Origin of the sequence: Dactylosporangium sp. CS-033363, from assembly GCF_050942475.1 — a bacterium.
In the GTDB taxonomy this organism is placed as follows: Bacteria; Actinomycetota; Actinomycetes; order Mycobacteriales; family Micromonosporaceae; genus Dactylosporangium.
In genome coordinates this window covers 10993756-11017965 of record NZ_CP192032.1, presented here as the reverse complement: position 1 = coordinate 11017965, position 24210 = coordinate 10993756, and the positions used below count along the sequence as shown (strand labels likewise).

The window sequence follows — 24210 nt, the reverse complement described above, 5'->3', positions numbered from 1 at the left end:
CGAGCCCGCCCGCCCAGGTCGAGGGGTCCACGCACAGGCCGAAGTGGCGCGGCGGCGAAGAGGCGGGCGTGCGTTACGCGGTGGACGTGGAGTCGCGGTGACCGGTGGCTGCGGGCTCCGGGTTGCGGCGTCACGTGGCGGGTGGAACCGGTCGGGCCAGGAGGTCGGTGACGTCGGTGTCGGTCAGTTGGTGGAAGTCTTCGTAGAAGCGGCTCACGGCGCCGAAGTCGGTCTCCGCCAGGGGGCAGACGACCTGGTCGGCTCGGCGCTGCAGGCGGGTCACCGCGGCCGTCGCGCCGACGGGAGCGGCCAGGACGACGTGGGTGGCGCTGAGCTTGCGGGCCACGGCCACCGCCGCGCCGGCCGTGGCGCCGGTGGCCAGGCCGTCGTCGATGAGCAGGGCTGTCCGGCCGGTCAGGTCGAGCGGGGGGCGGCCCTGGCGGAAGAGGAGCTCGCGGCGGCGGAGTTCGGCTGACTCGTACTGGATGACTTCGGCCATCTCGTCCTCGTCCAGGCGCATGGCGATCTCGCGGTTGAGGACCTGGACGCCGCCCGGGCCGACGGCGCCGAAGGCGACCTCCGGGGCCCACGGCACGCCGAGCTTGCGGATCACCAGGACGTCCAGCGGCAGGCGGAGGCGGGAGGCGACCTCGAAGGCGACCGGTACCCCGCCGCGGACCAGGCCCAGGACGACCGCGTCCGCGTGGTCGGTCCAGGTGGCCAGCAGCGACGCTAGGGCTGCGCCGGCCTCCGGCCGGTTACGGAAGGCCATGCCTCCTGTCTACGCGCGCCCGCGCGCAGCGACCACCAGAAGGCCAGGAACGCCACCGGATACAGCAAATACCCGAACCGCGTGGTCGGCGTGAGCATGATGGCCGCGGTCAGGCCGGCCGCGATGTACGCCGATGCCGAAGCCGCGGTGGTCGGGGGGCGGCGGAACAAGTACCAGGCGATGACCGCGCCGGCCAGCAGGAGCAGGACGAGCGCGACCGTGCGGCCGGCCGGGAGCGCCGTGGCGATCAGGTGGCCGGGCAGCGGGGACTGGGCGGGGCTCGTGACCAGGCCGTGGCCGCTCGGGAAGCGGATGGCGTTCTCCACGAACGCGTCGGGGTCGACCGCGAGAGCCGGGACCAGGGCGAGGACCGGGATGCCGAATGCCGGTACCGCGAACCGCCAGGAGAACGACCAGCGGCCGGTCGACCAGGCCAGGATCAGTACAACCAAGGCAACGGGAAGCGCGAAGAGCTTCAGGGCGCCCGCGAGCCCGACCACCACCCCGGCGGCGAGGAAACGGTCGCGCGAGGCCAGGGCCAGCGACAGCACGCAGAGGGCCAGCACCGGAATGTCGTCGCCGCCGGTGGCCAGGGTCAGGGTGCAGAGCGGGAGGACCGCCACGGCCTGGGCCAGCCGAAGGGGGTCGGTCGAGCGCAGGAGCCGCCAGGCCCAGGTCAGGCCCGCGATCGTGGCCAGCGCGAACCACACCCGGGCGTCGGTCCACCAATGCGAGCCGAAGGTCGCGCGCGGCAGGCCGAAGACCGCCATGCCCGGCTGGTACGGCGCGTAGCCCATCAAGCGATCCGGAAGCGCGGCGATCGCGTCGTGCGAGAGGTACGGCGTCCCGGTGCGTACCAGCCGCTCGCCCATCTGCTCGACGACCAGCACCTCCTCCTGCGCGCGACCGGACCGGCCCGAGGCGCGTTGCACCGCCTCGACCAGCAGCGGCAGGAGGGCGGTCGCGGCGAAGAGGAACGGGATCAGCCACCAGCGGGCGAGCCGGAGGACCAGGAGGGCGCCGGCGGCGTACCCGATCCAGGCGATCTGACCCCACCCGCGGTGCGGCAGCAGGGTCGACGTCAGCGCTGTGAGGCCGGCGAAGGCGGCGCACAGCGCGTAGAAGGCGGCGTCGAGCAGTCGAGGGTTGATGCGACCAATTATCAGGTGGAGCGCTCGCGGCCCTGGCTCTCGGGGCCGAGGTTCGGCTTGCGCGCCCGGCGGCTGCGCGACATGCGGATCACGGCGCCGGTGTCGTGCAGCGGGTCGGCCAGGTGGCCCTCGCCGCGGTTGAGGTGGGCGAGCAGGCGGTCGGCCGGCATGGCGCGGGCGAACAGGTGGCCCTGGCCGGCCGGGCAGCCGAGCTCCCACAGCTGCTGGCGCTGGTCCTCGCGCTCCACGCCCTCGGCCACCACGAGCAGGTCGAGGCTGCGGCCCAGGTCGATGGTCGAGCGGACCACGGCGCCGGGGGCGGAGGCGTTCATCGCGGCCACGAAGCTGCGGTCGATCTTGAGTTCGTCCACCGGTACCCGTGCGAGCGTGGCCAGTGACGAGAAGCCCGTGCCGAAGTCGTCGAGGGCGAGCCGGATGCCCTGGTCGCGCAGGGCGGCGAGGACCTCGTCGACCACCTCGAGCTTGCTGAGGGTCACGGACTCGGTCAGCTCGATGACGAGGGCCGACGACGGTACCCCGCGTGCGCTCAACCGCCGCGCCACCGCGTCCGGGAAGGAGGGGTCGAGCAGGCTGCGCGGGGACACGTTGACCGCGACGGGGATCTGGAAGCCCGCGTCGGCCCAGTCGGTGGCGGCGCTGAGGGCCTGGTCGAGTACCGCGTCGGCGAAGGCCGCGAGTTGCCCGGAGCGCTCGATCGCGCCGAGGAACCGGTCCGGGGACAGCGGGCCGCGGTCCGGGTGCTGCCAGCGGGTCAGCGCCTCGGCCGCGATCACCCGGCCGCTGGCGAGGTCCACGATGGGCTGGAAGTGGACCATGAACTCGTGCTCGGCGAGGGCGCGCACCAGGTCGCCGCCGAGGGTCAGGCTGCCGACGTCGGCGGTGTCGCGGGCCTGCGCGTAGACGACGACGCGCTGGCCGTCCTGCTTCGCCTGGTACAACGCGATGTCCGCCCGCCGCAGCAGCTCACCCACGCTGCCGCCGGTGCCGGTGGTCACGCCGCAGGTGGCCTCGACGCTGATCCGCATGTCGTCGAGCTCGATGGGGGGCGCCAGCGCGTCCAGGATGGCGTTGGCCCGCAGCTCGGCGATGGCCGGCGCGCTCAGCCCGGCCAGCAGGATCGCGAACTCGTCGCCGCCGAAGCGGGCCACCAGGTCGTCGGGGCGGGTCGCCGCCGTGAGCCGGTCGGCCACGGCCTGCAGCACCCGGTCGCCCTCGGCGTGCCCGAGCGTGTCGTTGACCTCTTTGAAGTGGTTGAGGTCGATCAGCAGGACGCCGACCACACCGGCCTGCCCGGCCAGGATCTGGTTGCCGTACTGCTGCAGCCGCCGCCGATTGGCCAGCCTGGTCAGCGGATCCTGGGCCGCCGCCCGCGCGTGGCTGTCGGCCAGGCGCTGGGTCTCGGCGAAGGTCGCGGCGTTGCGGATGGCGGTGCAGAGCGCGGCGGTGAAGGTGCGCAGCGTGTACTGCTCCCGCTCGGTGAACCGCACCGCCTCGGAACCCCGGAACCGGAGCCGGAGCTCACCGAGGTCGGCGTCGCCGCGGTAGCTCTCCAGCGGGACCGGGATCAGGTACCCCTCGGCCGCGGGCGCGTCGCCGGGCGGGCCGTCGTACAGGATCTCGGTGCCGTTGCTGCGCACCAGGCGCGGCCGGCCGCCGGGCGGGTCGATCTCGACCTCGGCCTGGTCGGTGGAGAAGATGTCGGTCGCGCGGCGCACGGCGGCGTAGAGCACCGCGGTCTGGTCGACGGAGTTGAACTCGTCGGTCGCCTCGGCCAGCCGCTGCCACGCCTCGTTGCCGGCGCGGGTGCGCGTCTTGTTGGCGAAGGCCAGGTGGATGGCGACGGCCAGCGGCGGGAGGACCAGGACGAGCCACTCGCTGACCCGGTACGCCGCGACGGTCGCCAGCGCCACGCCCAGCAGCCCGAGCCGGGTGACGAGCCGGACGTCGAAATGGGTCAGCAGCAGCTGCCGGAACGGCTTGTGCGTGATGATCGAGAACAGTCCGTGGGCGACGATCTCGTCGACGAACATGTAGGCGGCAAACGCGGCGAAAAGTCCGGGTATTGCATCAAAAATAGTGAATGTCGGATTCAGCAGGATGGGTTGCGTGCCGACGGCCGTGGCCGCGGCAATCGCCGCAGTCGCGCCAATAGTGTCTTTTCCGACATTGAACCCGACCTTCATCGGATCGGTCGCGCGGCGCACCATGTGGGACAGGAACGTGCCGCACGCCGTGCCGAGAATCATCTCGGGGGCCGGCAGGAAGACCGCCGCGAGAGTGATCACCGCGGTGGTCGGAGTGATCACGTCCGACACTGACCGGATGCGGACCTCGACGGTCACGAAGCTCCGGCCGACCAGCACCAATGTGAGTGCGGCCAGGCCGGCGAGCTCCGTCGGACGGCTGGCGATGCTCCACAGCGCCCAGAGGGCGGCGAGGGCCCCGCCGACGACGACGGGACCAACGAGACGCCAGAGGCGCTGGTTGGTCGCGTCGTCGGTTCGCGGTGTTCTCTGCATGGCCCGTTGTCATCGTGGCCGATGTCTCTGCGGGGTTGTCAACCCGACGAACGGGGTTTAGCCCCAGTCGTGATCTCTGCGCATTTTCGCTCCTAAAAAGTCGTTCGCGGATTCGACCCCCGTCAGCACCGGATATCGAAGGTCATCGACTTCCGAAGCGCTGAACGCAGCTTAGGGTGCAGAACGCAAGATGCCCTAAGCGAATTGTCCGTCGAATCATAGTTTGCGAACTATAACGGTCTTTGTCACGATTTGGCGACGCGAACGTGACGCTCCGTATAGCAAATTCGACGCAGCTAGCCCTTAGCGTGCATGATCAACCGCGGTTCCGCCTCCGGTGATTAAGCTCTTTGGGTGCCAAATGAGCTGACCCACGTGGACGCCTCCGGGGCGGCCCGGATGGTCGATGTCGCAGGCAAGGAAGTGACCGCGCGTCGAGCCGTCGCGGCGGGATTCGTCCGCACCACCAACGAAGTCATCGCACTCTTGCGTGACGGTTCCCTTCCGAAGGGTGACGCCCTCGCGGTCGCGCGGGTCGCCGGGATCATGGGAGCGAAGCGCACGCCCGACCTGGTGCCGCTGTGCCATCCGATCGCCCTGCACGGGGTGACGGTCGAGTTGACGTTGCGTGACGACGCCATCGAGATCGAGGTGGTCGCGCGCACCGCCGACCGCACCGGGGTCGAGATGGAGGCGCTCACCGCCGTGGCCACCGCGGGGCTGGCGCTGATCGACATGATCAAGGCCGTGGACCCGGCGGCGTCGATCGAGCACGTGCGGGTACTGCGGAAAGAAGGCGGCAAGACCGGACTCTGGGAGCGCGCGTGAAAGCGGTCGTCGTGGTCGCGTCCAATCGGGCGGCGGCCGGGATCTACGAGGACACGAGCGGGCCACTGCTCGTGGAGGGATTGCGGGCGCTCGGGTTCGACACGTCCGACCCGGTCGTCGTGCCCGACGGCGAACCGGTCGAGGCGGCCCTGCGCGAGGCCGTGGCCGGCGGGGCAGACGTGGTGCTCACGAGCGGCGGCACCGGCATCACGCCGACCGACGCCACGCCCGAGATGACCCGCCGGGTCCTGGACTACGAGGTGCCCGGCATCGCCGAGGCGATCCGCGCGGCCGGGGCGGCCAAGGTGCCTGCCGCGATCCTGTCCCGCGGGCTGGCCGGCGTCGCCGGGCGCACCCTCGTGGTCAACCTGCCCGGCTCCCGGGGTGGCGCCAAGGATGGTTTGACCGTGCTGGGGCCGGTGCTGCAGCACGCGGTGGACCAGCTCGGGGGCGGCGATCACCGGCAGGGCTAGGCTTTCGGCGTGACGTTACCGATCGCCTGGACGGCGGCGCGGGATGCGGTGCACGCGGCGGGCTGGGCGGTCGCTCCGGGTCCGGTGGCGCTGCCGCTGGCCGAGGCCGACGGCCGCACGCTCGCCGAGCCGCTGGTGACCCTGACCGACCTGCCCGCGTTCGCCACGTCGAGCATCGACGGCTGGGCGGCCCGCGGACCGGCCCCCTGGCGGGTCGTGGGGCGGGTGCTGGCCGGGGACACCGCGGCGCCGCTGGCCGAGGACGGCACCTGCGTCGAGATCGCCACCGGCGGCATGGTCCCGGACGGCACCACTGCGGTCGTGCGCGTCGAGGAGTCCAAGACCGACGCCGAGGGCCTGGTCACGGGCGAGCCGCGGGCCCTTCCCGACTGGCGCCGCCAGGGCGAGGAGGCGGCCGCCGGCGAGGAGCTCCTGCCCGCCGGGACGCCGGTGACGCCGGGGGTCATCGGATTGGCGGCGTCGTGCGGGTACGACACCCTGGTTTGTCGTCCTTCTCCCAAGACCGCCGTGCTTGTCTTCGGCGACGAGCTGCTCACCGCGGGTGCGCCCGGCGCGGGACGGGTGCGCGACGCGCTCGGCCCGTCGCTGCCCGCCTGGCTGCGCCGCGCCGGGACGACCGTGGTGCACTCGCGCGGGCCGGTCGCCGACACGCTGGAGGACCACGTGGCCGCGCTGCGGGCCGCCGTCGACGCGGGCGCGCAGGTCATCTGCACCACCGGCGGCACCATGCACGGGCCGGTCGACCACCTGCACCCGGCGCTGGCCGAGCTGGGCGCGCGCTACGTCGTCAACACCGTGGCGGTCCGGCCCGGCTTCCCGATGCTCGTCGCGCAGCTGCCCGGCGGCCAGTTCGTGGCGGGCCTTCCGGGGAATCCACAGTCGACGTTCGTCGCGCTCGTTTCGCTGGTACTGCCACTGCTCGCCGGATTCACCGCCGCCCCGTTGCCCGCGTTGTCCACCGTGACCCTCGGCGCCGATGTGCCCGGCCGCGGCGACTTCACGCACCTGGCGCTCGTGTCGCTGGTGGACGGGCGGGCGCATCCGGTCGCGCACGTCGGCTCGTCGATGCTGCGGGGACTGGCCAACTCGGCCGGCTTCGCGGTGATCCCGCCCGGGGAGCAGGGGCGGGCGGGGACGGTGGCGCAGCTGGTACCGCTGCCGGATGGTGATCGCCCGTGATCCGCAGCGAGGTGACCACCGCGCCGCTCGACGTCGCCGAGCACGAGCGGGCCGTCGCCGATCGGGCCGCCGGGGCGGTCGTGTCGTTCGCCGGGGTCGTGCGCGATCACGACGGCGGGCGGGGCGTGGTCGAGCTCGAGTACGAGGGGCATCCCAGCGCCGGCGACGTGCTGCGCGAGGTGGCGGCGGAGATCGCCGCCGACCCCGCGGTGCGCTCCCTGGCCGTGTCGCACCGCGTCGGCCGGTTGGAGATCGGCGACGTGGCCCTGGCCGCGGCCGTGTCGACCGCGCACCGGGCGGACGCGTTCGCGCTCTGCGCCCGGCTGGTCGACGAGGTCAAGGCGCGGCTGCCGGTGTGGAAGCGGCAGGTGTTCAGCGATGGTGAAGAGGAATGGGTGAACTGTCCCTGAGGTGCTTCTTCGCGCGCTTGTAAGTTCTGCCCGCCCGCCATCGCAGGTCGGGCCGGCCCTCCTTGTCGAGGGCGGCCAGTACCAGACCGCCGAACAGGCCCATGTTCTTCAGGAAGTTGATCCGCTGCTGGGTGCGCTGGGCCGGGTCCTCGATCTCCCAGAACGCGTGCCCGGCCAGGGTCGTGGGCACGAGCGAGCCGGCCAGCAACAGCGCCGCCGGCCGCGTGGCGTGCCCGGTCGCGAGCAGCAGGCCGCCCGCCACCTGGGCCGCGCCGTTGACCCGCACGAGCGTCTCGGCGTCGGTCGGCAGCTTGGGGTGGATCGCCTTGATGGTCGGCTCGAGCTGCCCGGTGACCTTGCTCGCCTTGCCCGCGAGCCGCCCGGGGTTGGTGAACGCGGACCAGCCCTGCACCACGAAGATCGCCGCGAGCATGGAACGGGCTGCGGTACGTACGGGTCTCATGACGGAAACATACCCACCGGCGAAATGTCGTACCCCCTCACTACGGTTAGCAGCATGGCGGAAACAACGACGGTCACCACGGTCTGGACGACCGACCAGGTGATGGCGCTGGCCCCCGACTCGTCCGCGCAACGGGCGGCGCGCGGGCTGGCCGGCGACCGCGCCTGGCTGGAGACCGGGCTGAGCACCGCCGACGACATCGACCCCACGCTGTGGGGGCTGTGCCAGGGCAGCGGGAGCACGCCCTACCAGACCGTGGTCGACCTGACCGAGCCCGCCTTCAAGTGCACGTGCCCGAGCCGCAAGTTCCCCTGCAAGCACGCCCTCGCCCTGCTGCTGCGCTGGTCGGCGGGGTCGGTGCCGGCCGCCGTCGCCCCGTCCTGGGCCGCCGCGTGGCAGGCCGCCCGGGCCGCGCGGGCACATCGCGGCAACTCCGGCCCCGCGTCGGAAGAACCCAGAGGCAACAGCGGCGGCAACGGTACTGCGGGCAGGGCCCCCGTCAGCGAGAAAGCCCAGGCCCGCCGGGCCGACCGCATCTCCGCCGGCCTCGACGAGCTGGACCGCTGGCTGGCCGACCAGATGCGCTCCGGCCTCGCCGGCACCGGCAAGGGCGGCCCGGCCTGGGACAACATGATCGCCCGCCTGGTCGACGCCCAGGCGGCCAGCGCGGCCGGCATCCTGCGCCGCACGACCGCGGTCCTCGGCTCGCCGGAGCGCCTGCTCGGCGAGCTGGCCAAGCTGCACCTGCTGGTCGGCGGCTACCGGCGGCTGGACGACCTGCCGGAGGAACTGGCGGCGAGTGTGCGAATGCGGGTGGGGGTACCCATCGCCACGGAGACCGTCCTCGCCTCCCCGCCGGTGCGCGACCGCTGGCAGGTCCACGGGGTGCGCGACGAGATCGAGGACCAGCTGACGGTACGCCGGGCCTGGCTGCGCGGGGCCGCCTCCGCCGAGCCGCTGATCGTGCTGTCGTTCGCCGTCGCGGGCCAGACCCTGCCGATCGACCTCCTGCCGGGCACCGAGTTCGACGCGGACGTCTGCCTGTATCCGGGCGGGCAGCCGGCCCGGGCCCTGATCGCGAAGCGTCACGCGCCACCGGAGCGGATGCACTTCGTGGCGGGCGCCCTGGGAATCGAGGACAGCCTGCGGGCGCACGCCTTGGCGCTGGCCACCGACCCTTGGCTGGACTACTGGCCGATGGTGCTTGCGGACGTGTGCCCGGTGCGCGACGGCTCCTCGGGCTGGGCGCTGGCGGACGCGGACGGGGCGGGGCTGCCGCTCGATCCGGCTGCGGGGGAACCGTGGCGGCTCGTTGCCGTCACGGCGGGGCGGGCGGCGACGGTGACCGGGGAGTGGTCGGCGGCCGGGCTGCGGCCGCTGGGCGTGTGGGCCGACGACCGGCTGGTGCGGCTGTGAATTCGGGTTGGTCGGCGGGCGATTGGTTGGTGCGGTTGTGAGCGAGCTGCCGGACTGGGGCGATGTGCTGGCCACGGCGCTGGTCGGGACGCAGCGGCGGACGCTGCCGGCCGGGGTCGGGCGGGCCGGCGCGGACCCGGCGGACGAGTTGCTGGATGTGGCCGGGGCGCTGACGCTGTACCGGCGGGGCGGGTTCCGGGCGCGGCGCGGGCTCACGGTGCCGGAGGCGGCGCCCGATGACTCCGGGATTCCGCTCGTGACGTGGGCGGCGGCGGCCCGGGCGGCGGACCTGCTCGCGGTCGACGCGGCCGGGTATGGCACGAGCAACGCGGTCCCGGTCCGCGATGCCGACGGGCGGATCGAGCTGCTCGCCGAGTGGCTGGGGGGCGTGCGCGACCGGCGGGTGCCCGGGGAGCTGCTGCCGGCGCTGCTGGAGATTGCCCGGCGGCATCGAGCGCTGCGGCCCCTCGTGGCGGCGGCGGGCGGGCCGCGGGCGGGGTGGCTGGCCCGGCAGCGGCCCGAGTGGGGGTTCTTCGACGCCGCCGTGGTCGAGGCGCCGGCGGACGATCCGCAGGGCTGGGAGCTCGGGACCATCGGGCGGCGGGTCGGCATCCTCACCGCGGTACGGCGGGGCGGGGTCGCCGGCGAACAGCGCGGGCGGGACATGCTGGCCGACGTCTGGCCGACCGAGACGCCGGACGATCGGGCCGCGCTGCTGGGGACGTTCGCGACCGGGTTGTCCCCCGCCGACGAGCCGGTGCTGGAGGGCGCGCTGGACGACCGGCGCAAGGAGGTGCGGCTCGTCGCGCTCGATCTGCTGGCGATGCTGCCCGAGAGCGACTACGCGCGGCGGATGACCGAGCGCTCGACGGCCTGTGTGCGGGTGGTGGGCGGGCGCATCCAGGTGGTGCCGCCGGCCGCGTGCGACAAGGCCATGCGCCGCGACGGCATCGTGCCCCGGCCGCCCGCCGGGGTGGGCGAGCGGGCGTGGTGGCTGGAGGGGCTGCTGACCCGCACGTCGCTGTCGGTGTGGGGCGAGCCCGAGGACTTCCTCACGCTGCCGGTGACCGACGAGTGGGCCGCCGTGCTGCGGCGCGGGCTCGCGCGGGCGGCGGCCGGGCAGCGCGACTCCCGCTGGGCCACGGCGCTGACCGGCCGCCTCACCGAGGAGGTCGCGATCGGTGGGCGCCCGGACGATCGGCTGCTGCTCGAGGCCCTGTACGACGCGCTGCCCTCCGACGCCCTGGCCGCCCTGGCCGTCGGCGTCCTGCGGCGCGGCCTCGCGGGCGCGGCGGCCGTCGGTGTCGAGCACGTGCTGGAACTCTGCCCCCGCCCGTGGCCGCCGGCCCTGGTCGAGGCGGTCTTCGGCGCCCTGGACGACCTCGGCGGGCGGCGGTCCGCGGGCTGGCGCCTGGCCGGCCTGTGCGAGCTGGCCGCCCTGCGCCTGCCGGCCGACACCGCGACCCGCGCCACGGCGATGGCGGCGGCGCTGCCCTCGGACGACCCGATGTCCTCGATCGTCGGCCGCTTCGCGGACACCCTGCGCTTCCGCCACGACATGCTCGCGGAGCTTTCGTCATGACCCTTCCCCGGTTTGGTTCCTACCTCTTGGAGTCCGCGTGACCAGCAGTGTCGATGTCGCCGCCGCGCATGTTGATGGGGCGCCCGTTGCCGACGCCGTGCAGCGGCGGCATGCCGAGGACGAGTTCGCGGCCGAGCTGGTCGCGCTCGCGGGCAGCGACGAGCGGCCGCGGCCGCCGGGGTGGCGGCTCTCGCCCTCGGCCGTGGTGACCTATCTGCTGGGCGGGGAGGCGGGGGACGGGACGGCGATCACCCCGAAGTACGTCGGGCCGCGGCGGCTCATGGAGGTCGCCGTCGCCACGCTGGCCACCGATCGGGCGCTGCTGCTGCTGGGGGTGCCCGGCACCGCGAAGACCTGGGTTTCCGAGCACCTCGCGGCGGCGATCAGCGGGGACTCGACGCTGCTGGTGCAGGGGACGGCGGGGACGCCGGAGGAGGCCATCCGGTACGGCTGGAACTATGCCCGCCTCCTCGCCGAGGGGCCCTCCCGCGCCGCGCTGGTGCCCAGCCCGGTGCTGCGCGCCATGGCCGACGGGCGGATCGCGCGGATCGAGGAGCTGACCCGGGTGCCGTCCGACGTGCAGGACACCCTGATCACGATCCTGTCGGAGAAGACGCTGCCGGTGCCGGAGCTCGGGCAGGAAGTCCAGGCGCGCAAGGGCTTCAACGTGATCGCCACCGCGAACGACCGGGACCGCGGGGTGAACGAGCTGTCCTCCGCGCTGCGGCGGCGCTTCAACACGGTGGTACTCCCCGTGCCCGCCGGCGTCGAGGAAGAAGTCGACATCGTGGCGCGGCGGGTGGCGGCGCTCGGCAAGGCGCTGGAACTGCCCGAGCTGCCCCCGGCCGCCGACGAGATCCGCCGCGTGGTCACGGTCTTCCGCGAGCTGCGCAACGGCGTGACCGAGGACGGGCGGACCAAGCTCAAGTCCCCGAGCGGCACCCTGTCCACGGCCGAGGCGATCTCGGTCGTCACCAACGGCATGGCGCTGGCGGCCCACTTCGGCGACGGCGTACTGCGCGCCGGCGACGTGGCCGCCGGCATCCTCGGCGCCGTGGTCAAGGACCCGGTCTCGGACCAGGTCGTGTGGCAGGAGTACCTGGAAACCGTGGTCCGCGAGCGCGAGGGCTGGCGCGACTTCTACCGAGCGGCCCGCCGTGGGGAGTGAGATGGCCGGGGCGCGGACGTTGCCCGGGATCGACGACGGGCCGGTGTTGCCCGCGTTCGACGGGCCGCTGCTGCTCGGGGTGCGCCATCACGGTCCGGGGTCGGCTCGGGCGGTGCGGCGGGCGTTGGCCGCGTACCAGCCCGAGGTGGTCCTGATCGAGGGGCCGCCCGAGGCCGATGCGCTGGTGCCGTTCGCCGGGTACGAGGACATGCGGGCGCCGGTCGCGTTGCTCGGATATCCGGCGGACAACCCCGATCCGAAGCTGCGGGCCTCGTTCTGGCCGCTCGCCGAGTTCTCGCCGGAGTGGCAGGCGATCCGCTGGGCGGTGGCGCGCGAGGTGCCGGTGCGCTTCATCGACATGCCCGCGGCGGTACGGCTGGCCGCCCAATCGAACCCGCCGGGGAACGGTGGTTCGGGCGACGATGCGGTGCGGCTCGATCCGATCGGGGCGCTGGCCGAGGCGGCCGGGTACGACGATCCCGAGCGCTGGTGGGAAGACGTGGTCGAGCACCGATTCGACCACCCCACGGAGGGCCGTCTCGCGGACGGCGCCGGCGACCACGACGGTGGCGGGGACCGGGGTGCCGGCGAGGAGGAGTTGGCGGCGGCGGAGCGGGAGCTTGCGGCGGCGGTGGCGCCGTTCGGGGCCATTGCCGAGGCCATGACCGTGGTGCGGGCGCACGCGCCGGTGCCCGGCGAGGCGGAGCGGGTCGAGGAGGAGCGGCGCGAGGCGTACATGCGGATCGGGCTGCGGGGCGCGCTCAAGGAGTTCGAGCGCGTGGCCGTCGTCTGCGGGGCCTGGCACGTGCCCGCGCTGACGGCGCCGCTGCCCAGTGCGTCGGCCGATGCGGCGGTCGTGCGGGGACTGGGCAAGGTCAAGGTGGCGATGACGTGGGTGCCGTGGACGCACGCGCGGTTGGCGTCGTGGCAGGGGTACGGGGCGGGGGTTCGGTCGCCCGGGTGGTACCACCACCTGTTCACGTCGGTTGATGAGCATGTGATCGAGCGGTGGCTCGTGCGCGCGGCCGGGGTGCTGCGCAAGGACGGCGTTCCGGTGTCCAGTGCGCACGTGATCGAGGCGACCCGGCTCGCGCAGGCGTTGGCGACCATGCGCGGGCGGCCGCTCGCCGGGTTGGCCGAGGTGACCGATGCGGCGCATGCGGTGCTCTGCGACGGGGACGACCTGCGGCTGGCGCTGATCAATCGGCGGCTCGTGGTCGGGGATCGGCTGGGGCGGGTGCCGGATCAGACGCCGGGCGTGCCGATCGCGCGGGACGTGGCCGGAAGCCAGCGGCGGCTCCGGCTGCCGCCGCGGGTCGAGCGGCGGGAGCTCAAGCTCGATCTGCGGCAACCGTTCGACTTGGAGCGGAGCCGGTTGCTGCATCGGCTGCGGCTGCTCGGGGTCGAGTGGGGCAAGGTGCTCGCCGCGGCCAAGGGGAAGGGGACCTTCCGCGAGGAGTGGGAGATCGCCTGGCAGCCCGAGTTTGCGGTGGATCTCGTGGAGGCCGGGGCGTACGGGACGACGGTGCTCGAGGCCGCCACCGCCCGGGTCGCCGAGCAGGCGGCGTCGGCGGCGACGCTGGCCGATGTGACGGCGTTGGTGGAGCGGTGCCTGCTCGCCGACCTGCCGGACGCGCTGCCCGGCGTGCTCGACGCGCTCGACGAGCGGATGGCGCTCGACGCGGACGTGGCGCACCTGATGGATGCGCTGCCGGCGTTGGCGCGGACGCTGCGGTACGGGGACGTGCGGGGCACCGACCTGTCCGCGCTGCGCGAGGTGACGCTGGGCATGATCACGCGGATCTGTGTGGGGCTGCCGGCGGCCGTCGGCGGGCTGGACGACACGGCGGCGGCGGTCATGCGGGATCGGATCGACGGGGTGCAGGCGGCGCTGGCACTGGTCGACGACGGCGAGGCGCAGGAGCGGTGGCAGGGAGTGCTGGCCGGGCTGTCCACCCGGGACGACCTGCACGGGCTGTTGACCGGGCGGATGAACCGGCTGCTCCTGGACGCGGGCGCGGTCGACTCGGACGAGATCGGCAACCGGATGGCGCTGGTCCTGACCGTCGGCGTGCCGGTGGCGCGCACCGCCGCGTGGATCGAGGGCTTTCTGGCGGGGGACGGGCTGCTGCTGGTACACGATGAACGGCTGCTGGCTCTTGTCGACGCCTGGCTCACGGGCATTCCGGCCGAGGCGTTCGTCGAGGTGCTGCCCCTGCTGCGGCGCACCTTCAGCGGCTATCCGGCGCCGCAGCGGCGGATGATCGGCGAGCGGGCGGCGCACATCGGGTCGGCGCGCCCGGGGGCCGGGGACGAGGACGAGGTGGACGCGGCCCGCGGGGCGTTGCTGCTCCCGGTCGCGGCGCAACTGCTCGGGAGGGAACTGCATGGATGAGGACCAGGGCGACGAGCGGCTGCGGCGCTGGCGGCTGGCCCTGGGCGGCGCGCCCGGCGCCGAGGGCACCGGGTTCGGGCTGACCGGCACGGACGCGGCGGTCGATGCGGCGCTCGGCGCGCTCTACGACCACGGCGGCGACGGCGCGCCCAACCAGCGCGGGGCCGGCCTCGGAGCCTCGGCGCCCAGGGTGGCGCGCTGGCTCGGGGACATCCGGCAATACTTCCCGTCGACGGTCGTGCAGGTCATGCAGGCCGACGCGATCGAGCGGCTCAACCTGACCCGCCTGCTGCTGGAGCCCGAGATGCTCGACGCCGTCGAGCCCGACGTGCACCTCGTCGGCACGCTGCTCTCGCTCAACCGGGTCATGCCCGACAAGAGCAAGCGCGCCGCCCGCAAGGTGGTGGCCAAGGTCGTGGCCGAGCTGGAGCGGCGGGTCGCCCAGCCGACGCGCACCGCGCTGAGCGGAGCGCTGAACCGGGCCGCGCGGATCAACCGGCCCCGCCACCACGACATCGACTGGAACCGCACGATCCGGGCGAACCTCCGGCACTACCAGGTCGCGCAGCGGACCATCGTGCCGGAGCGGCTCATCGGGTACGGGCGGCGGGCCCAGGCCGTGCAGCGCGACATCGTGCTCTGCGTGGACCAGTCCGGGTCCATGGCGGCCTCGGTCGTCTACTCGGGGGTGTTCGCGGCGGTGCTCGCCTCGATGCGCTCGCTCAAGACGTCGCTCGTCGTGTTCGACACCGCCGTCGTCGACCTCACCGATCGGCTCAGCGACCCGGTCGACGTGCTGTTCGGCACGCAGTTGGGCGGGGGGACGGACATCAACCGGGCCATCGCGTACGGGCAGCAGCTCATCACCCGCCCCCGGGACACGATCTTCGTGCTGATCAGCGACCTGTACGAGGGCGGCGTGCGCGAGGAGATGCTGCGCCGGGTCGCGGCCATGACGGCGGCCGGCGTGCAGGTCATCACGTTGCTGGCGCTGTCCGACGAGGGCGCGCCGGACTACGACCGCGAGAACGCGGCGGCGCTGGCCGCGCTCGGCGTGCCCGCGTTCGCCTGCACCCCGGACGTGTTCCCGGAGCTCATGGCGGCCGCGATCGAGCGGCGCGACCTGCGGGCCTTCATCGAACGTCACTCAGCCGGCTGAGTCCGAAGGCCCGCGGCTCGTCACTCAGCGGGCTGAGTTCGCAGGTAGCGCGCGAAGTGGGGGACGGTGAACGCCACGGTCCCCCGCTCCCCCGAGTAGATCAGCCCCTTCTTGATCAAGGCGTCCCGGGCCGGCGACAGGCTGGCCGGCTTGCGGCCCAGGGTGCGCGCGATCTCCGCGGTCGGCACCGCCTCCGACACGTCGACGGCCGGCAGCAGCGTCGCCATGGTGCGCATGTACTCGCGCTCGGCCGGGGTGGCCCGCTCGTACCGCGACCCGAAGAACCCCACCGCCAGCTCCGCCTCCGCCTCGGGCGCGGCCACCCGCACGTCGGCCGCCGTGATCGGGGAGCGCGGCGCGTGGTCCCAGGTCGCCTTGCCGTAGGCCTGCACGAAGTACGGGTAGCCGCCGGACGCCTCGTACAGCGCGTCGAGCGCCTTCGCCTCGTACTCGACCTCCTCGCGCTCGGCCGGCGCGGTCAGGGCCAGGTCGGCCGCGATCCGGTCCAGGCGATCGATGCGCTGATACCGGAAGAGCCGCTCGGAGTACGACTTGGAGGCCGAGAGCAGCGCCGGCACGTGCGGCAGCCCGGCCCCGACCACGATCAGCGGCGCCCCGGTCTGCGACAGCTCGTGGCACGCGGCGCACAGGGCCGAGACGTCGTCCACCGAGAGGTCCTGGAGCTCGTCGATGAAGAGCGCGACGCCGGTACCCACATCGCTGGCCACACTCGCCGCATCCGTGAACAGCTCGACGAGGTCGATCTCGATGTCCCCGGAGTCGGCCCGCCCGGTCGCCGCGGGCACGTCGATCCCGGGCTGCCAGCGGTCGCGCAGCTTGGAAGGTGGCTTGCGCGGGTCCTCGCGCAGCGCGAAGGCCTTGAGCACGCCGAGGAACTCGTCGATCCGGTCGGGCGCGCGGTGCTGCGGCGCCAGCTCCCGGATGGCCATGTGCAGGGCGGCCGAGACCGGGCGGCGCAGCGACTGGTCCGGCCGCGCCTCGATCTTGCCCGTGCCCCACAGGTGCGAGATGGCCTCCGAGCGCAGGGTGTTCAGCAGCACCGTCTTGCCGACGCCGCGCAGGCCGGTGAGCATGAGCGACCGCTCGGGCCGCCCGCGGGCCACACGCTCCAGCACGACCTCGAAGGCGTGCAGCTCACGGTCGCGTCCGGCCAGCTCAGGAGGGCGCTGACCGGCGCCGGGCGCGTAAGGATTGCGAACCGGGTCCACGAATCGGAGAGTATCGGGCTTTCTAGCGCGCAGGCTAGAACCGCGTAGAGGAACCTCTACGGCGTGTCGTCGTGGAACATCTACGGCTCTCTAGCGCAGGCGCAAGACAGCCTTATAAGGCACCATCGTCAGACTACCGAACAGCTGTTCGATGGCGGGCTCGAACTAATGTACTACACCCCTTTGGGGGCTTGTAGCAAGGGGGCCCGAAAACGCCGATGGCCCGGGCAAGAGCCCGGGCCACCCGCAAAACCGCTGGTCAGCTGCGCAGCTTGAGGCACAGCACGAAGTCGTTGGAGTCGACCGGGCTGTCGAAGAAGTAGTTGTGCGAGTACCCGGGAGTGCCCTCGCACTTGTTCTTGTCGGTCGTCCCGGGGATGCGCTTGAGCACCTCGTAGGCGCCCGGCCCGCACTGGATCTTCTGCATCTGCGGCTTGTCGTTGCTCGTGCCGACGTTCTTGAGGCACTCGCCGACCTGGACCGAGGCCGCATCGCCGGCCGACACCCCGCCCTTGGTGGGCGACGCGGCCGCGCTCGGGGCCGTCGACTGACCGCCGCCGCCGCCCGGGTTGGCCGACGGGTCGGCCTTCGTCGAGGACTGGGCCGCGGGCGCATTGGAGTCGGTCTTCTTGTCCTTCAGGACGTAGTAGTACACGCCGACGCCACCGCCGCCGCAGAGCAGCAGCGCGAGGAAGACGACCAGCGCGATCGTGCCGCCGGAGCGCTTCTTCTTCTCCGGCTCCGCGGGCGGGCCCCACTGCGGGTTCGGGTCGTCGTAGCCCGGCTCGTTGCCGTAGGGCTGGTAGCCGCCGCCCGGCTGCTGGTAGGTGCGGTCGTCGTACCCGCCGCGCCGGTCGTCGTAGCCCTGGTCGGGGTAGCCGCCCTGGTTGCCGTATCCACCTTGGTTGCCATAGCCGGTGTTGGGGCCGTTCGGGCCGCCGTAGCCGCGGTCGCCGTAGCCACCGCCGCCGCCACCTTGGCCATAGCCGCCGCCCTGGCCGTAGCCGCGGTCACCGCCGCCACCGCCCTGGCCGCCGTAGCCACCGCCGCCGCGCCCGCCGCCCTGGCCGCCCTGGCCCGGGTACGGGTCCGGCTGGCCCCACGAGGGCTGCTGGCCGCCCTGGCCGTAGCCCTGGTCGCCATAGGGGTCCTGGTTACCGCCCCCCTGGCCCTGTCCCTGGCCCCAAGGGTCCTGAGGTTGACCCTGGTACGGTCCGCCCGGCGGTCCGTAACCCGACATGATGTCTCCTCCTGGTCCTGCGGCCGGTGGTCGGCTTGGTGAGCCTATCGGCGTCAATGCAGCAACGGTAGCGCCAACCACTCCCCCTCTCACCTCACGGATCCGCGCCAAAAACCGTTCAGATCAGGCGAAGCTGGCGATCTTTCGGCTTCCGCGGGGCGGCGGGACCACGGCGTTCCAGCAGGCCCGGGTCGATCGCGGCCAGAAACGGCGACACCGCCATCTCGCGCTCGGAACCGAAGCGAAAACGCGTGCGGCTGTGCGACACGAAGAGCCGGTCCTGGGCGCGGGTGAGCCCGACGAAGAACAGCCGGCGCTCCTCGGCCACGTCGTCGTCGGTCTGCTGGGCTCCGGCGAACGGGCGCAGCGGCAGCAGGCCGTCCTCCGCCCCGACCAGGAAGACGACCGGGAACTCCAGCCCCTTCGAGGCGTGCAGGGTCAGCAGGTTCACCCGATCGGCCCGCGGATCCCAGCCGTCCACCTCGGCCCCGGTGGCCAGCGCGCCCAGGAACTCGTCGAGGTCGGCGCCGGCCCGCAGCGCGAGCGGCGTCATCAGCTCGACGGCGGTCCACACGTCGGCCTCGGACAGCGCCATCAGGTCGGTGTCCAGCGTGCCGCACCGGCTCGCCACGACCTGGCCGGCCAGCCGGACCCGGGCCGCGATCGAGCCCCCGAGCCCGTCGGCGAAGCGCAGCTCGCGGGCGAGCGCGGCCACGCCGGGGCGGTCGAGCAGGCGGTCGTGCGAGCGCTTCTGCACCGGTACGCCGGCCCGGCTGAGTGCGTCGACGATCGGTGCGGCCTGGGCGTCGGTGCGGTACAGCACGGCGATGTCGGAGAAGGACATCGCGCCGACGGCGGACCGGGAGTCGACCCGGCCGTCGTGCGAGCGGTGCGAGAGGCCGCCGACCAGCTCGTCGACGGTACGGACGACGAAATCGGCCTCGTCGGCGACCGAGCCGGCCGGGTACAGGCCGACCATCGGCGCCTCGAGGTCCAGCCGGGCCGGGTCCAGCCGGCGGCCGGGCACGAGCGTCGTCGGGGCGATGGCCTGCACGGCGGCGGCCAGGATCGGCGCCGACGAGCGGTAGTTGCGGGTCAGCCGGACCACCCGGGCGTCCACGTCGGGCGTGGAGAAGTCGGCCGCGAAGCGCAGGAAGAACGAGACCTCGGCGCCGCGGAACGAGTAGATCGCCTGGTCGGGGTCGCCGATCGCGCACAGGTTGCCGCCGGGCGGGCAGAGCAGGCCCAGCAGCTCGTACTGCACCGGGTCGACGTCCTGGTACTCGTCCACGAAGATCCACTGCCAGCGCGCGCGGAGCCGCTCGACCAGGGCCGGCGTCTCGCGCAGCAGGTCGACCGTGAGCGTGAGCAGCTCGTCCAGCGAGACCAGGTCGCGGGCCCGCAGCGCCTTGGCCAGCGTCTCGCGGGTGACGTCCTCCATCGCCGCGAGCGCCTTGCGGGCCTCCCGCTCGGACAGCGGGTCGAGCGCCGCGAGCAGGTCGGACTCCTCGGCGATGCGGAACTGCGGGGTGAGCCCGACCGCGGCCGCGTTCTCGCGCAGGATGGCCAGGCCCAGGGCGTGGAACGTGGAGACCGTGACCGCCTCGGTGACCGGCCCGAGCAGCACCTCCAGCCGCTCGCGCAGCTCCTCGGCGGCCCGCCGGGTGAACGTGATGGCCAGGCACTCCTCCGGGTAGACGCCCAGCTCGGCGCAGAGGTACGCGACCCGGTGCGTCAGCGTGCGCGTCTTGCCGGTGCCGGGGCCGGCCACGATCAGCAGCGGGCCGCCGGGCGCCGACGCCGCCACCCGCTGCAGCGCGTCGAGCCGGTCGAGCAGGCCCGTGCCGACCTCCTCCATGCCGGCGAGCATCGGTTCGAGCGGCTCGTGCGGGGACGGCGGCGCGGAGATGGGCGGGGGCGGCGCGGCCTCCACGGGCACGGTGCGCCGCTTGCGAGGCTGGGCCTTCGCCGCGGGCTCGGCCTTGCGCTGCTTTGGAAGAGCCGGCATCGGTACGTCGAACAGGACGTCCTCCTGCGCGCCCGTCCGCAGCTCGGCCGGGTCGAACAGCTTGATGACGCCGTACTCGCCGTCGAAGCCCGGGGTCCGCCGCACGTCGCCCCGCCGCAGCCGCGCGATGCCCTCGCCGAGCAGCTCGCCGCCGGCCCGGGCGATGTCCTCGACCGGCACCGAGCGCAGGATCGACAGCTCCGAGCCGAGCTCCGCGACCAGCGCGGACAGCTTGTCGTCGACGGTCTTGGACTTCGGGCCGACGCCGTTGATCTCGCCGAGGATCTCGTGCAGCTGGATCAGGTGGGTGACGTCGGGGGCGCCGGCCGGGGAGTACCCCTCGGGCCGGTCGGCCAGCTCCTCGACGCGGTGCAGCACGCCGACGGTGAGCGGCTTGCCGCAGACCGGGCAGCGGCCCTGGGCCTCGCGGGTGCGGGCCGGGGCCCAGTTCACGTCGCAGGCGCGGTGCCCGTCGGCGTGGTACTTGCCCTCCTCCGGGAAGAACTCGAGCGTGCCGGCCAGGCCGTCGCCGGTGCGCAGCATGTCGCGCACGCCGGTGTAGGACAGCTCCCCGCGCAGCAGCGTCGCCTCCCGGGCCAGGGCCGGGGCCGAGTGCGCGTCGGAGTTCGAGACCAGCCGGTACTTGTCCAGCGACGACACCCGCCAGTTCATCTCCGGGTCCGAGGAGAGGCCGGTCTCCACGGCGAAGATGTGCTCGGCCAGGTCGGCGTAGCAGTCGGCGATCGCGTCGAAGCCGGACTTCGAGCCGAGGGCGGAGAACCACGGCGTCCAGATGTGCGCGGGCACCAGGAAGCCGTCCGGGCTCGCCTCCAGCGTGATCTCCAGCAGGTCGCGGGAGTCGAGGCCCAGGATCGGCCGGCCGTCGGAGCCGAGGTTGCCGATCCGCCCGAGCGCCGTGTTGAAGCGGCTCACCGCGTCGAAGTCGGGCTGATAGATCAGGTGGTGGACTTTGCGGGTACGGTCGCCGCGCTTGTAGATCGTCGAAATCTCCACCGAGAGCATGAACCGCACGGCCGAGTCGGCCACGCCCAGGCGCGGGGGCAGCCGGCGCAGGATGTCGGCCTCGCGGTCGGGGTGCAGCCGGTAGAGCCCCGGCTCGGCCGGGACCAGCGCCTCGCGCAGGTGGTCGAACCAGGCCGGGTGGGTGAAGTCGCCGGTACCCAGCAGGGCGATGCCCTTGCGCCGCGCCCACCAGGTGAGCGTCTCGATGCTGAGGTCGCGACTGCACGCCCGGGAGTACCTGGAGTGGATGTGCAGGTCCGCGACGAACGAGTCGGAGGCGACGTTCGAAGGCACGCTGCATCCTGTCACAGGCGCCCCACCAGTCGCTGGCTACGCGCCGTGCAGCTCGACGATGGAGATGTCCGGCGGCGCCCCGAAGCGGACGGGCGGGCCCCAGAAGCCGGCGCCGCGCGTGACGTACACCTGGGTCCCGTCGACGTTGCCGAGTCCGGCCACGACCGGCTGCTGGAGCCCGACGAGCAGGTTGAACGGCACCATCTGCCCGCCGTGGGTGTGCCCGGAGAGCTGCAGGTCGACGCCGTGCTTGGCGGCGTCGTGGGCCTGCACGGGCTGGTGGGCGAGCAGGACGACCGGGCGGCTGCTGTCGCGGCCGTCCAGCGCCTTGCCGAAGTCGGGGCCGTCGCCCACGTCCTCGCCGCTGAGGTCGTTCACCCCGGCGAGGTCGAGCCCGAGGATGTCGACCCGCTCGTTGCGCAGCACGCGCACCCCCAGCGAGTTGACCTCGTCGACCCACTCCTGGAAGCCCGAGAAGTACTCGTGGTTGCCGGTCACGAAGAACGACCCGTGCTTGCCGCGCAGGTCCTGCAGCGGCTCGGCGGCGCTGCCCAGCTCGGCCACGCTCCCGTCGACGAGGTCCCCGACCACGGCCACGAGGTCCGCGTCCACCGAGTTGATCATCCGCACGATCCGCTCGGTGTGCGAGCGCCCGAGCAGCGGCCCGAGGTGGATGTCGGACACCACCGCGATGCGGAAGCCGTTCATGCTGGCGGGCAGCTTCTTCAGGCCGATCGGGACGTACTTGAGGTTGGGGGCGCTCTTCGCCTGGTACACCCCGATGCCCACGGCCCCCGCCGACAACACGCCAGCGGTGACGGCGAGCGACCGCCCCAGCAACAGCCGCCGCGACGCATCGAACCCGGGCTCGACCGCGCGTGACCCGGTTCCGCCGGCTTCCGTTCCGTCCGCTCCGGCGCCATTTCGTCCGGTTTGACCGGCCTCTCTCACGTCGTTGTCCGAAATGTCCGCGGAATTCGCGGAGACATTTGGGTCAGCGAGGTCAGAGTCCGGCAAAGCAGACACGGCAGAGGCGGCGGGCGGCGCGGAGACGGCGGGCGGCGCGGAGACGGCGGGCGGCGCGGAGACGGCGGGCGGCGCGGAGACGGCGGCGGGCGGCGCGGAGACAGCGGGCGGCGCGGAGACAGCGGGCGGCGCGGAGACGGCGGCGGGCGGCGCGGAGACAGCGGGCGGCGCGGAGACGGCGGCGGGCGGCGCGGAGGCGGCGGCGGGTGACGGTGCCGCGGCGCGGGCGGGTGTGGCGGGCGCGGGCGTCGAGCGGCGCTGCCAGAGCCGGATCGCGAGCCGCGGAATCTCCAGGATCAGCAGCGTGACCAGCAGGTAGAACATCAGCGCGAGCCACAGGAAGCCGGGCCACGCCACGATCGGCTGCTTCGACAGGGGCAGGGCCCGCGAGAGGGCCAGCGTGACCGGGATGACCAGGGCGAGCAGGACCGCGACGACCGAGCCGGCGATCCGGGCCCGGCGGGAGTGGGTCGTGTCCTTGACGAGGCGCTTCCAGAGGTACCAGTGGATGGCTCCGACGACCAGGAGCACGACCACCAGGAGAACGGCGATCACCCGGCTCAGCCGCCCGCGAACGGGGGCAGCACGTCGACCGTGGCGGTCGCGGGGAGCGCGGCCTCCGGGTCCCGCCAGGCGGTGCCGTCGACCAGGAAGGAGCAGGCGGTGACCACCCCGGCCAGGCGCGGGCGGTCGGCGGTGACGGTGGCCACGAGGTCGGCGAGGTTGGTGGCCTCGACCTTCTCCTCGGGCACGCCGGCGGCCGCGCGGGCGCCCGCGAAGTAACGGACGAGCAGCAAGTGGGTCATCCTCCGATGGCGGACATGGGCCGGGCGGGCTGCAGGAACTTCGGGTCGTCGATGCCGTGGCCGGCCGGCTTGGCCCACATCGCCTTGCGCCACAGGTCGGCCAGCTCCTCGTCGGTCGCCCCGGCGCGCAGGGCGCCGCGCAGGTCCGTCTCGTCCTGGCTGAACAGGCAGGATCGCACGGCGCCGTCGGCGGTGAGGCGGGTGCGGTCGCAGGCGCCGCAGAACGGGCTCGACACGCTGGCGATCACGCCGACCTTCACGGGGCCGCCGTCGACGACCCACGTCTCGGCCGGCGCGCCGCCGCGGGTCGAGGGGTCGGGCTCCAGCGTGTAGCGGGTGCGGAGGGCGGCCAGGATCTCCTCGCCGGTGATCATTTCCTCGCGGCGCCAGGTGTGGCCGGCGTCGAGCGGCATCTGCTCGATGAACCGCAGCTCGTACCCGTGGGTCAGGGCGAAGTCGAGCAGCGGCACGGCCTCGTCGTCGTTGATCCCGCGCAGCAGGACGGCGTTCATCTTCACCGGCAGGAGGCCGGCGTCGGCGGACGCGGCCAGCCCGGCGACCACGTCGGCGTGCCGGTCGCGGCGGGTGATGGCCTTGAACCGGGCCGGGTCGGTGGTGTCCAGCGACACGTTGACCCGGTCGAGCCCGGCCTCGGCGAGGGGCGCGGCCAGCCGGGCCAGGCCGATGCCGTTGGTGGTGAGCATCATGCGGGGGCGGCCGGGCAGCGCGGCGACGGCGCGCACGATCTCGGTCAGCCCGCGGCGCAGGAGCGGCTCGCCGCCGGTGAAGCGCACGTCGGTCACGCCGAGGCGGTGCACGGCGACGTCGATCAGCCGCACGACCTCGGCGTCGGTGAGCAGCGCCGGGTTGGGCAGCCAGTCGAGGCCCTCGGCGGGCATGCAGTACGTGCAGCGCAGGTTGCACTTGTCGGTCAGCGAGACCCGCAAATCGGTCGCCACCCGCCCGAACCGGTCGGCCAGACCGGCCCCCGGGGGTTCGTGCGGCACCAAACGGGTCATGGTTCGAA

19 protein-coding genes are annotated in these 24210 nt (G+C 73.4%); 9 read left to right on the top strand and 10 right to left on the bottom strand.

The window, feature by feature from the left end; all coding sequences use genetic code 11:
* Positions 1-130: 130 nt before the first annotated feature.
* The 3 genes from ACQPZ4_RS50920 to ACQPZ4_RS50910 are packed head-to-tail and all read right to left on the bottom strand — an operon-like array spanning position 131 to position 4463.
* A complete protein-coding gene (locus tag ACQPZ4_RS50920; protein WP_433054076.1) occupies positions 131-772 on the bottom strand; it encodes a phosphoribosyltransferase in 642 nt (213 codons plus the stop codon).
* Positions 733-1938 (bottom strand): glycosyltransferase 87 family protein, encoded by a 1206-nt coding sequence (locus ACQPZ4_RS50915; RefSeq protein ID WP_433067110.1) that lies wholly within the window; start codon positions 1936-1938, stop codon positions 733-735. The genes ACQPZ4_RS50920 and ACQPZ4_RS50915 overlap by 40 nt, the downstream gene beginning before the upstream one ends.
* Complete coding sequence (locus tag ACQPZ4_RS50910) at positions 1935-4463, bottom strand: putative bifunctional diguanylate cyclase/phosphodiesterase (RefSeq protein WP_433054073.1); 2529 nt, start codon at positions 4461-4463, stop codon at positions 1935-1937. Before ACQPZ4_RS50910 ends, ACQPZ4_RS50915 begins: the two co-directional genes overlap by 4 nt.
* A gap of 399 nt (positions 4464-4862) precedes the next feature.
* On the opposite strand from ACQPZ4_RS50910, the gene moaC reads away from it, so the two are divergent.
* The 4 genes from moaC to ACQPZ4_RS50890 are packed head-to-tail and all read left to right on the top strand — an operon-like array spanning position 4863 to position 7374.
* Complete coding sequence (gene moaC / locus ACQPZ4_RS50905; protein ID WP_433067107.1) at positions 4863-5291, top strand: cyclic pyranopterin monophosphate synthase MoaC; 429 nt, start codon at positions 4863-4865, stop codon at positions 5289-5291.
* The gene (locus tag ACQPZ4_RS50900; protein WP_433054068.1) at positions 5288-5764 is read left to right on the top strand and encodes a MogA/MoaB family molybdenum cofactor biosynthesis protein; all 477 of its coding nucleotides are present in this window, start codon (positions 5288-5290) and stop codon (positions 5762-5764) included. Before moaC ends, ACQPZ4_RS50900 begins: the two co-directional genes overlap by 4 nt.
* A 9-nt stretch (positions 5765-5773) precedes the next feature.
* Positions 5774-6964, top strand: coding sequence for a molybdopterin molybdotransferase MoeA (locus tag ACQPZ4_RS50895; protein WP_433054065.1), 1191 nt, complete (start codon positions 5774-5776; stop codon positions 6962-6964).
* The gene (locus ACQPZ4_RS50890; RefSeq protein WP_433054062.1) at positions 6961-7374 is read left to right on the top strand and encodes a molybdenum cofactor biosynthesis protein MoaE; all 414 of its coding nucleotides are present in this window, start codon (positions 6961-6963) and stop codon (positions 7372-7374) included. Before ACQPZ4_RS50895 ends, ACQPZ4_RS50890 begins: the two co-directional genes overlap by 4 nt.
* Here ACQPZ4_RS50890 and ACQPZ4_RS50885 read toward each other — a convergent pair.
* Complete coding sequence (locus tag ACQPZ4_RS50885; protein ID WP_433054059.1) at positions 7337-7837, bottom strand: DoxX family protein; 501 nt, start codon at positions 7835-7837, stop codon at positions 7337-7339. The genes ACQPZ4_RS50890 and ACQPZ4_RS50885 overlap by 38 nt on opposite strands.
* Before the next feature lie 54 nt (positions 7838-7891).
* On the opposite strand from ACQPZ4_RS50885, the gene ACQPZ4_RS50880 reads away from it, so the two are divergent.
* Genes ACQPZ4_RS50880 through ACQPZ4_RS50860 form a run of 5 tightly spaced genes read left to right on the top strand, consistent with a single transcriptional unit; the run spans position 7892 to position 15557 of the window.
* On the top strand, positions 7892-9253 hold the full coding sequence (locus ACQPZ4_RS50880) for an SWIM zinc finger family protein (RefSeq protein WP_433054056.1): 1362 nt from the start codon (positions 7892-7894) through the stop codon (positions 9251-9253).
* A 37-nt stretch (positions 9254-9290) separates the two neighbouring features.
* A complete protein-coding gene (locus ACQPZ4_RS50875; RefSeq protein ID WP_433054053.1) occupies positions 9291-10835 on the top strand; it encodes a DUF5691 domain-containing protein in 1545 nt (514 codons plus the stop codon).
* A gap of 37 nt (positions 10836-10872) precedes the next feature.
* On the top strand, positions 10873-12003 hold the full coding sequence (locus ACQPZ4_RS50870; protein WP_433054050.1) for an ATP-binding protein: 1131 nt from the start codon (positions 10873-10875) through the stop codon (positions 12001-12003).
* Positions 11993-14398, top strand: coding sequence for a DUF5682 family protein (locus ACQPZ4_RS50865; protein WP_433054047.1), 2406 nt, complete (start codon positions 11993-11995; stop codon positions 14396-14398). The genes ACQPZ4_RS50870 and ACQPZ4_RS50865 overlap by 11 nt, the downstream gene beginning before the upstream one ends.
* Positions 14391-15557 (top strand): VWA domain-containing protein, encoded by a 1167-nt coding sequence (locus ACQPZ4_RS50860; RefSeq protein ID WP_433054044.1) that lies wholly within the window; start codon positions 14391-14393, stop codon positions 15555-15557. Before ACQPZ4_RS50865 ends, ACQPZ4_RS50860 begins: the two co-directional genes overlap by 8 nt.
* 20 nt (positions 15558-15577) lie before the next feature.
* On the opposite strand, the gene ACQPZ4_RS50855 is transcribed toward ACQPZ4_RS50860, so the two are convergent.
* The 6 genes from ACQPZ4_RS50855 to moaA form a co-directional block, all read right to left on the bottom strand.
* Positions 15578-16786, bottom strand: coding sequence for an ATP-binding protein (locus ACQPZ4_RS50855; RefSeq protein ID WP_433054041.1), 1209 nt, complete (start codon positions 16784-16786; stop codon positions 15578-15580).
* 259 nt (positions 16787-17045) lie between these two features.
* Positions 17046-18026 (bottom strand): LppU/SCO3897 family protein, encoded by a 981-nt coding sequence (locus ACQPZ4_RS50850; RefSeq protein ID WP_433054038.1) that lies wholly within the window; start codon positions 18024-18026, stop codon positions 17046-17048.
* 118 nt (positions 18027-18144) lie between these two features.
* Entirely contained in the window at positions 18145-21351 is a 3207-nt protein-coding gene (locus tag ACQPZ4_RS50845) for a UvrD-helicase domain-containing protein (protein WP_433054035.1), read from the bottom strand.
* A 36-nt stretch (positions 21352-21387) separates the two neighbouring features.
* A complete protein-coding gene (locus ACQPZ4_RS50840; protein ID WP_433054032.1) occupies positions 21388-22932 on the bottom strand; it encodes a metallophosphoesterase in 1545 nt (514 codons plus the stop codon).
* 5 nt (positions 22933-22937) lie between these two features.
* Positions 22938-23183 (bottom strand): MoaD/ThiS family protein, encoded by a 246-nt coding sequence (locus tag ACQPZ4_RS50835; RefSeq protein WP_433054029.1) that lies wholly within the window; start codon positions 23181-23183, stop codon positions 22938-22940.
* Entirely contained in the window at positions 23180-24202 is a 1023-nt protein-coding gene (gene moaA, locus ACQPZ4_RS50830; RefSeq protein ID WP_433054026.1) for a GTP 3',8-cyclase MoaA, read from the bottom strand. The genes ACQPZ4_RS50835 and moaA overlap by 4 nt, the downstream gene beginning before the upstream one ends.
* Positions 24203-24210: the final 8 nt, after the last annotated feature.

Coding starts and splice junctions, on each gene's coding strand:
- moaC (WP_433067107.1), top strand. CDS start 4,863: ATGGTCGATGTCGCAGGCAAGGAAGTGACCGCGCGTCGAGCCGTCGCG.
- moaA (WP_433054026.1), bottom strand. CDS start 24,202: ATGACCCGTTTGGTGCCGCACGAACCCCCGGGGGCCGGTCTGGCCGAC.
- ACQPZ4_RS50880 (WP_433054056.1), top strand. CDS start 7,892: ATGGCGGAAACAACGACGGTCACCACGGTCTGGACGACCGACCAGGTG.
- ACQPZ4_RS50835 (WP_433054029.1), bottom strand. CDS start 23,183: ATGACCCACTTGCTGCTCGTCCGTTACTTCGCGGGCGCCCGCGCGGCC.
- ACQPZ4_RS50920 (WP_433054076.1), bottom strand. CDS start 772: ATGGCCTTCCGTAACCGGCCGGAGGCCGGCGCAGCCCTAGCGTCGCTG.
- ACQPZ4_RS50910 (WP_433054073.1), bottom strand. CDS start 4,463: ATGCAGAGAACACCGCGAACCGACGACGCGACCAACCAGCGCCTCTGG.
- ACQPZ4_RS50885 (WP_433054059.1), bottom strand. CDS start 7,837: ATGAGACCCGTACGTACCGCAGCCCGTTCCATGCTCGCGGCGATCTTC.
- ACQPZ4_RS50850 (WP_433054038.1), bottom strand. CDS start 18,026: ATGTCGGGTTACGGACCGCCGGGCGGACCGTACCAGGGTCAACCTCAG.
- ACQPZ4_RS50860 (WP_433054044.1), top strand. CDS start 14,391: ATGGATGAGGACCAGGGCGACGAGCGGCTGCGGCGCTGGCGGCTGGCC.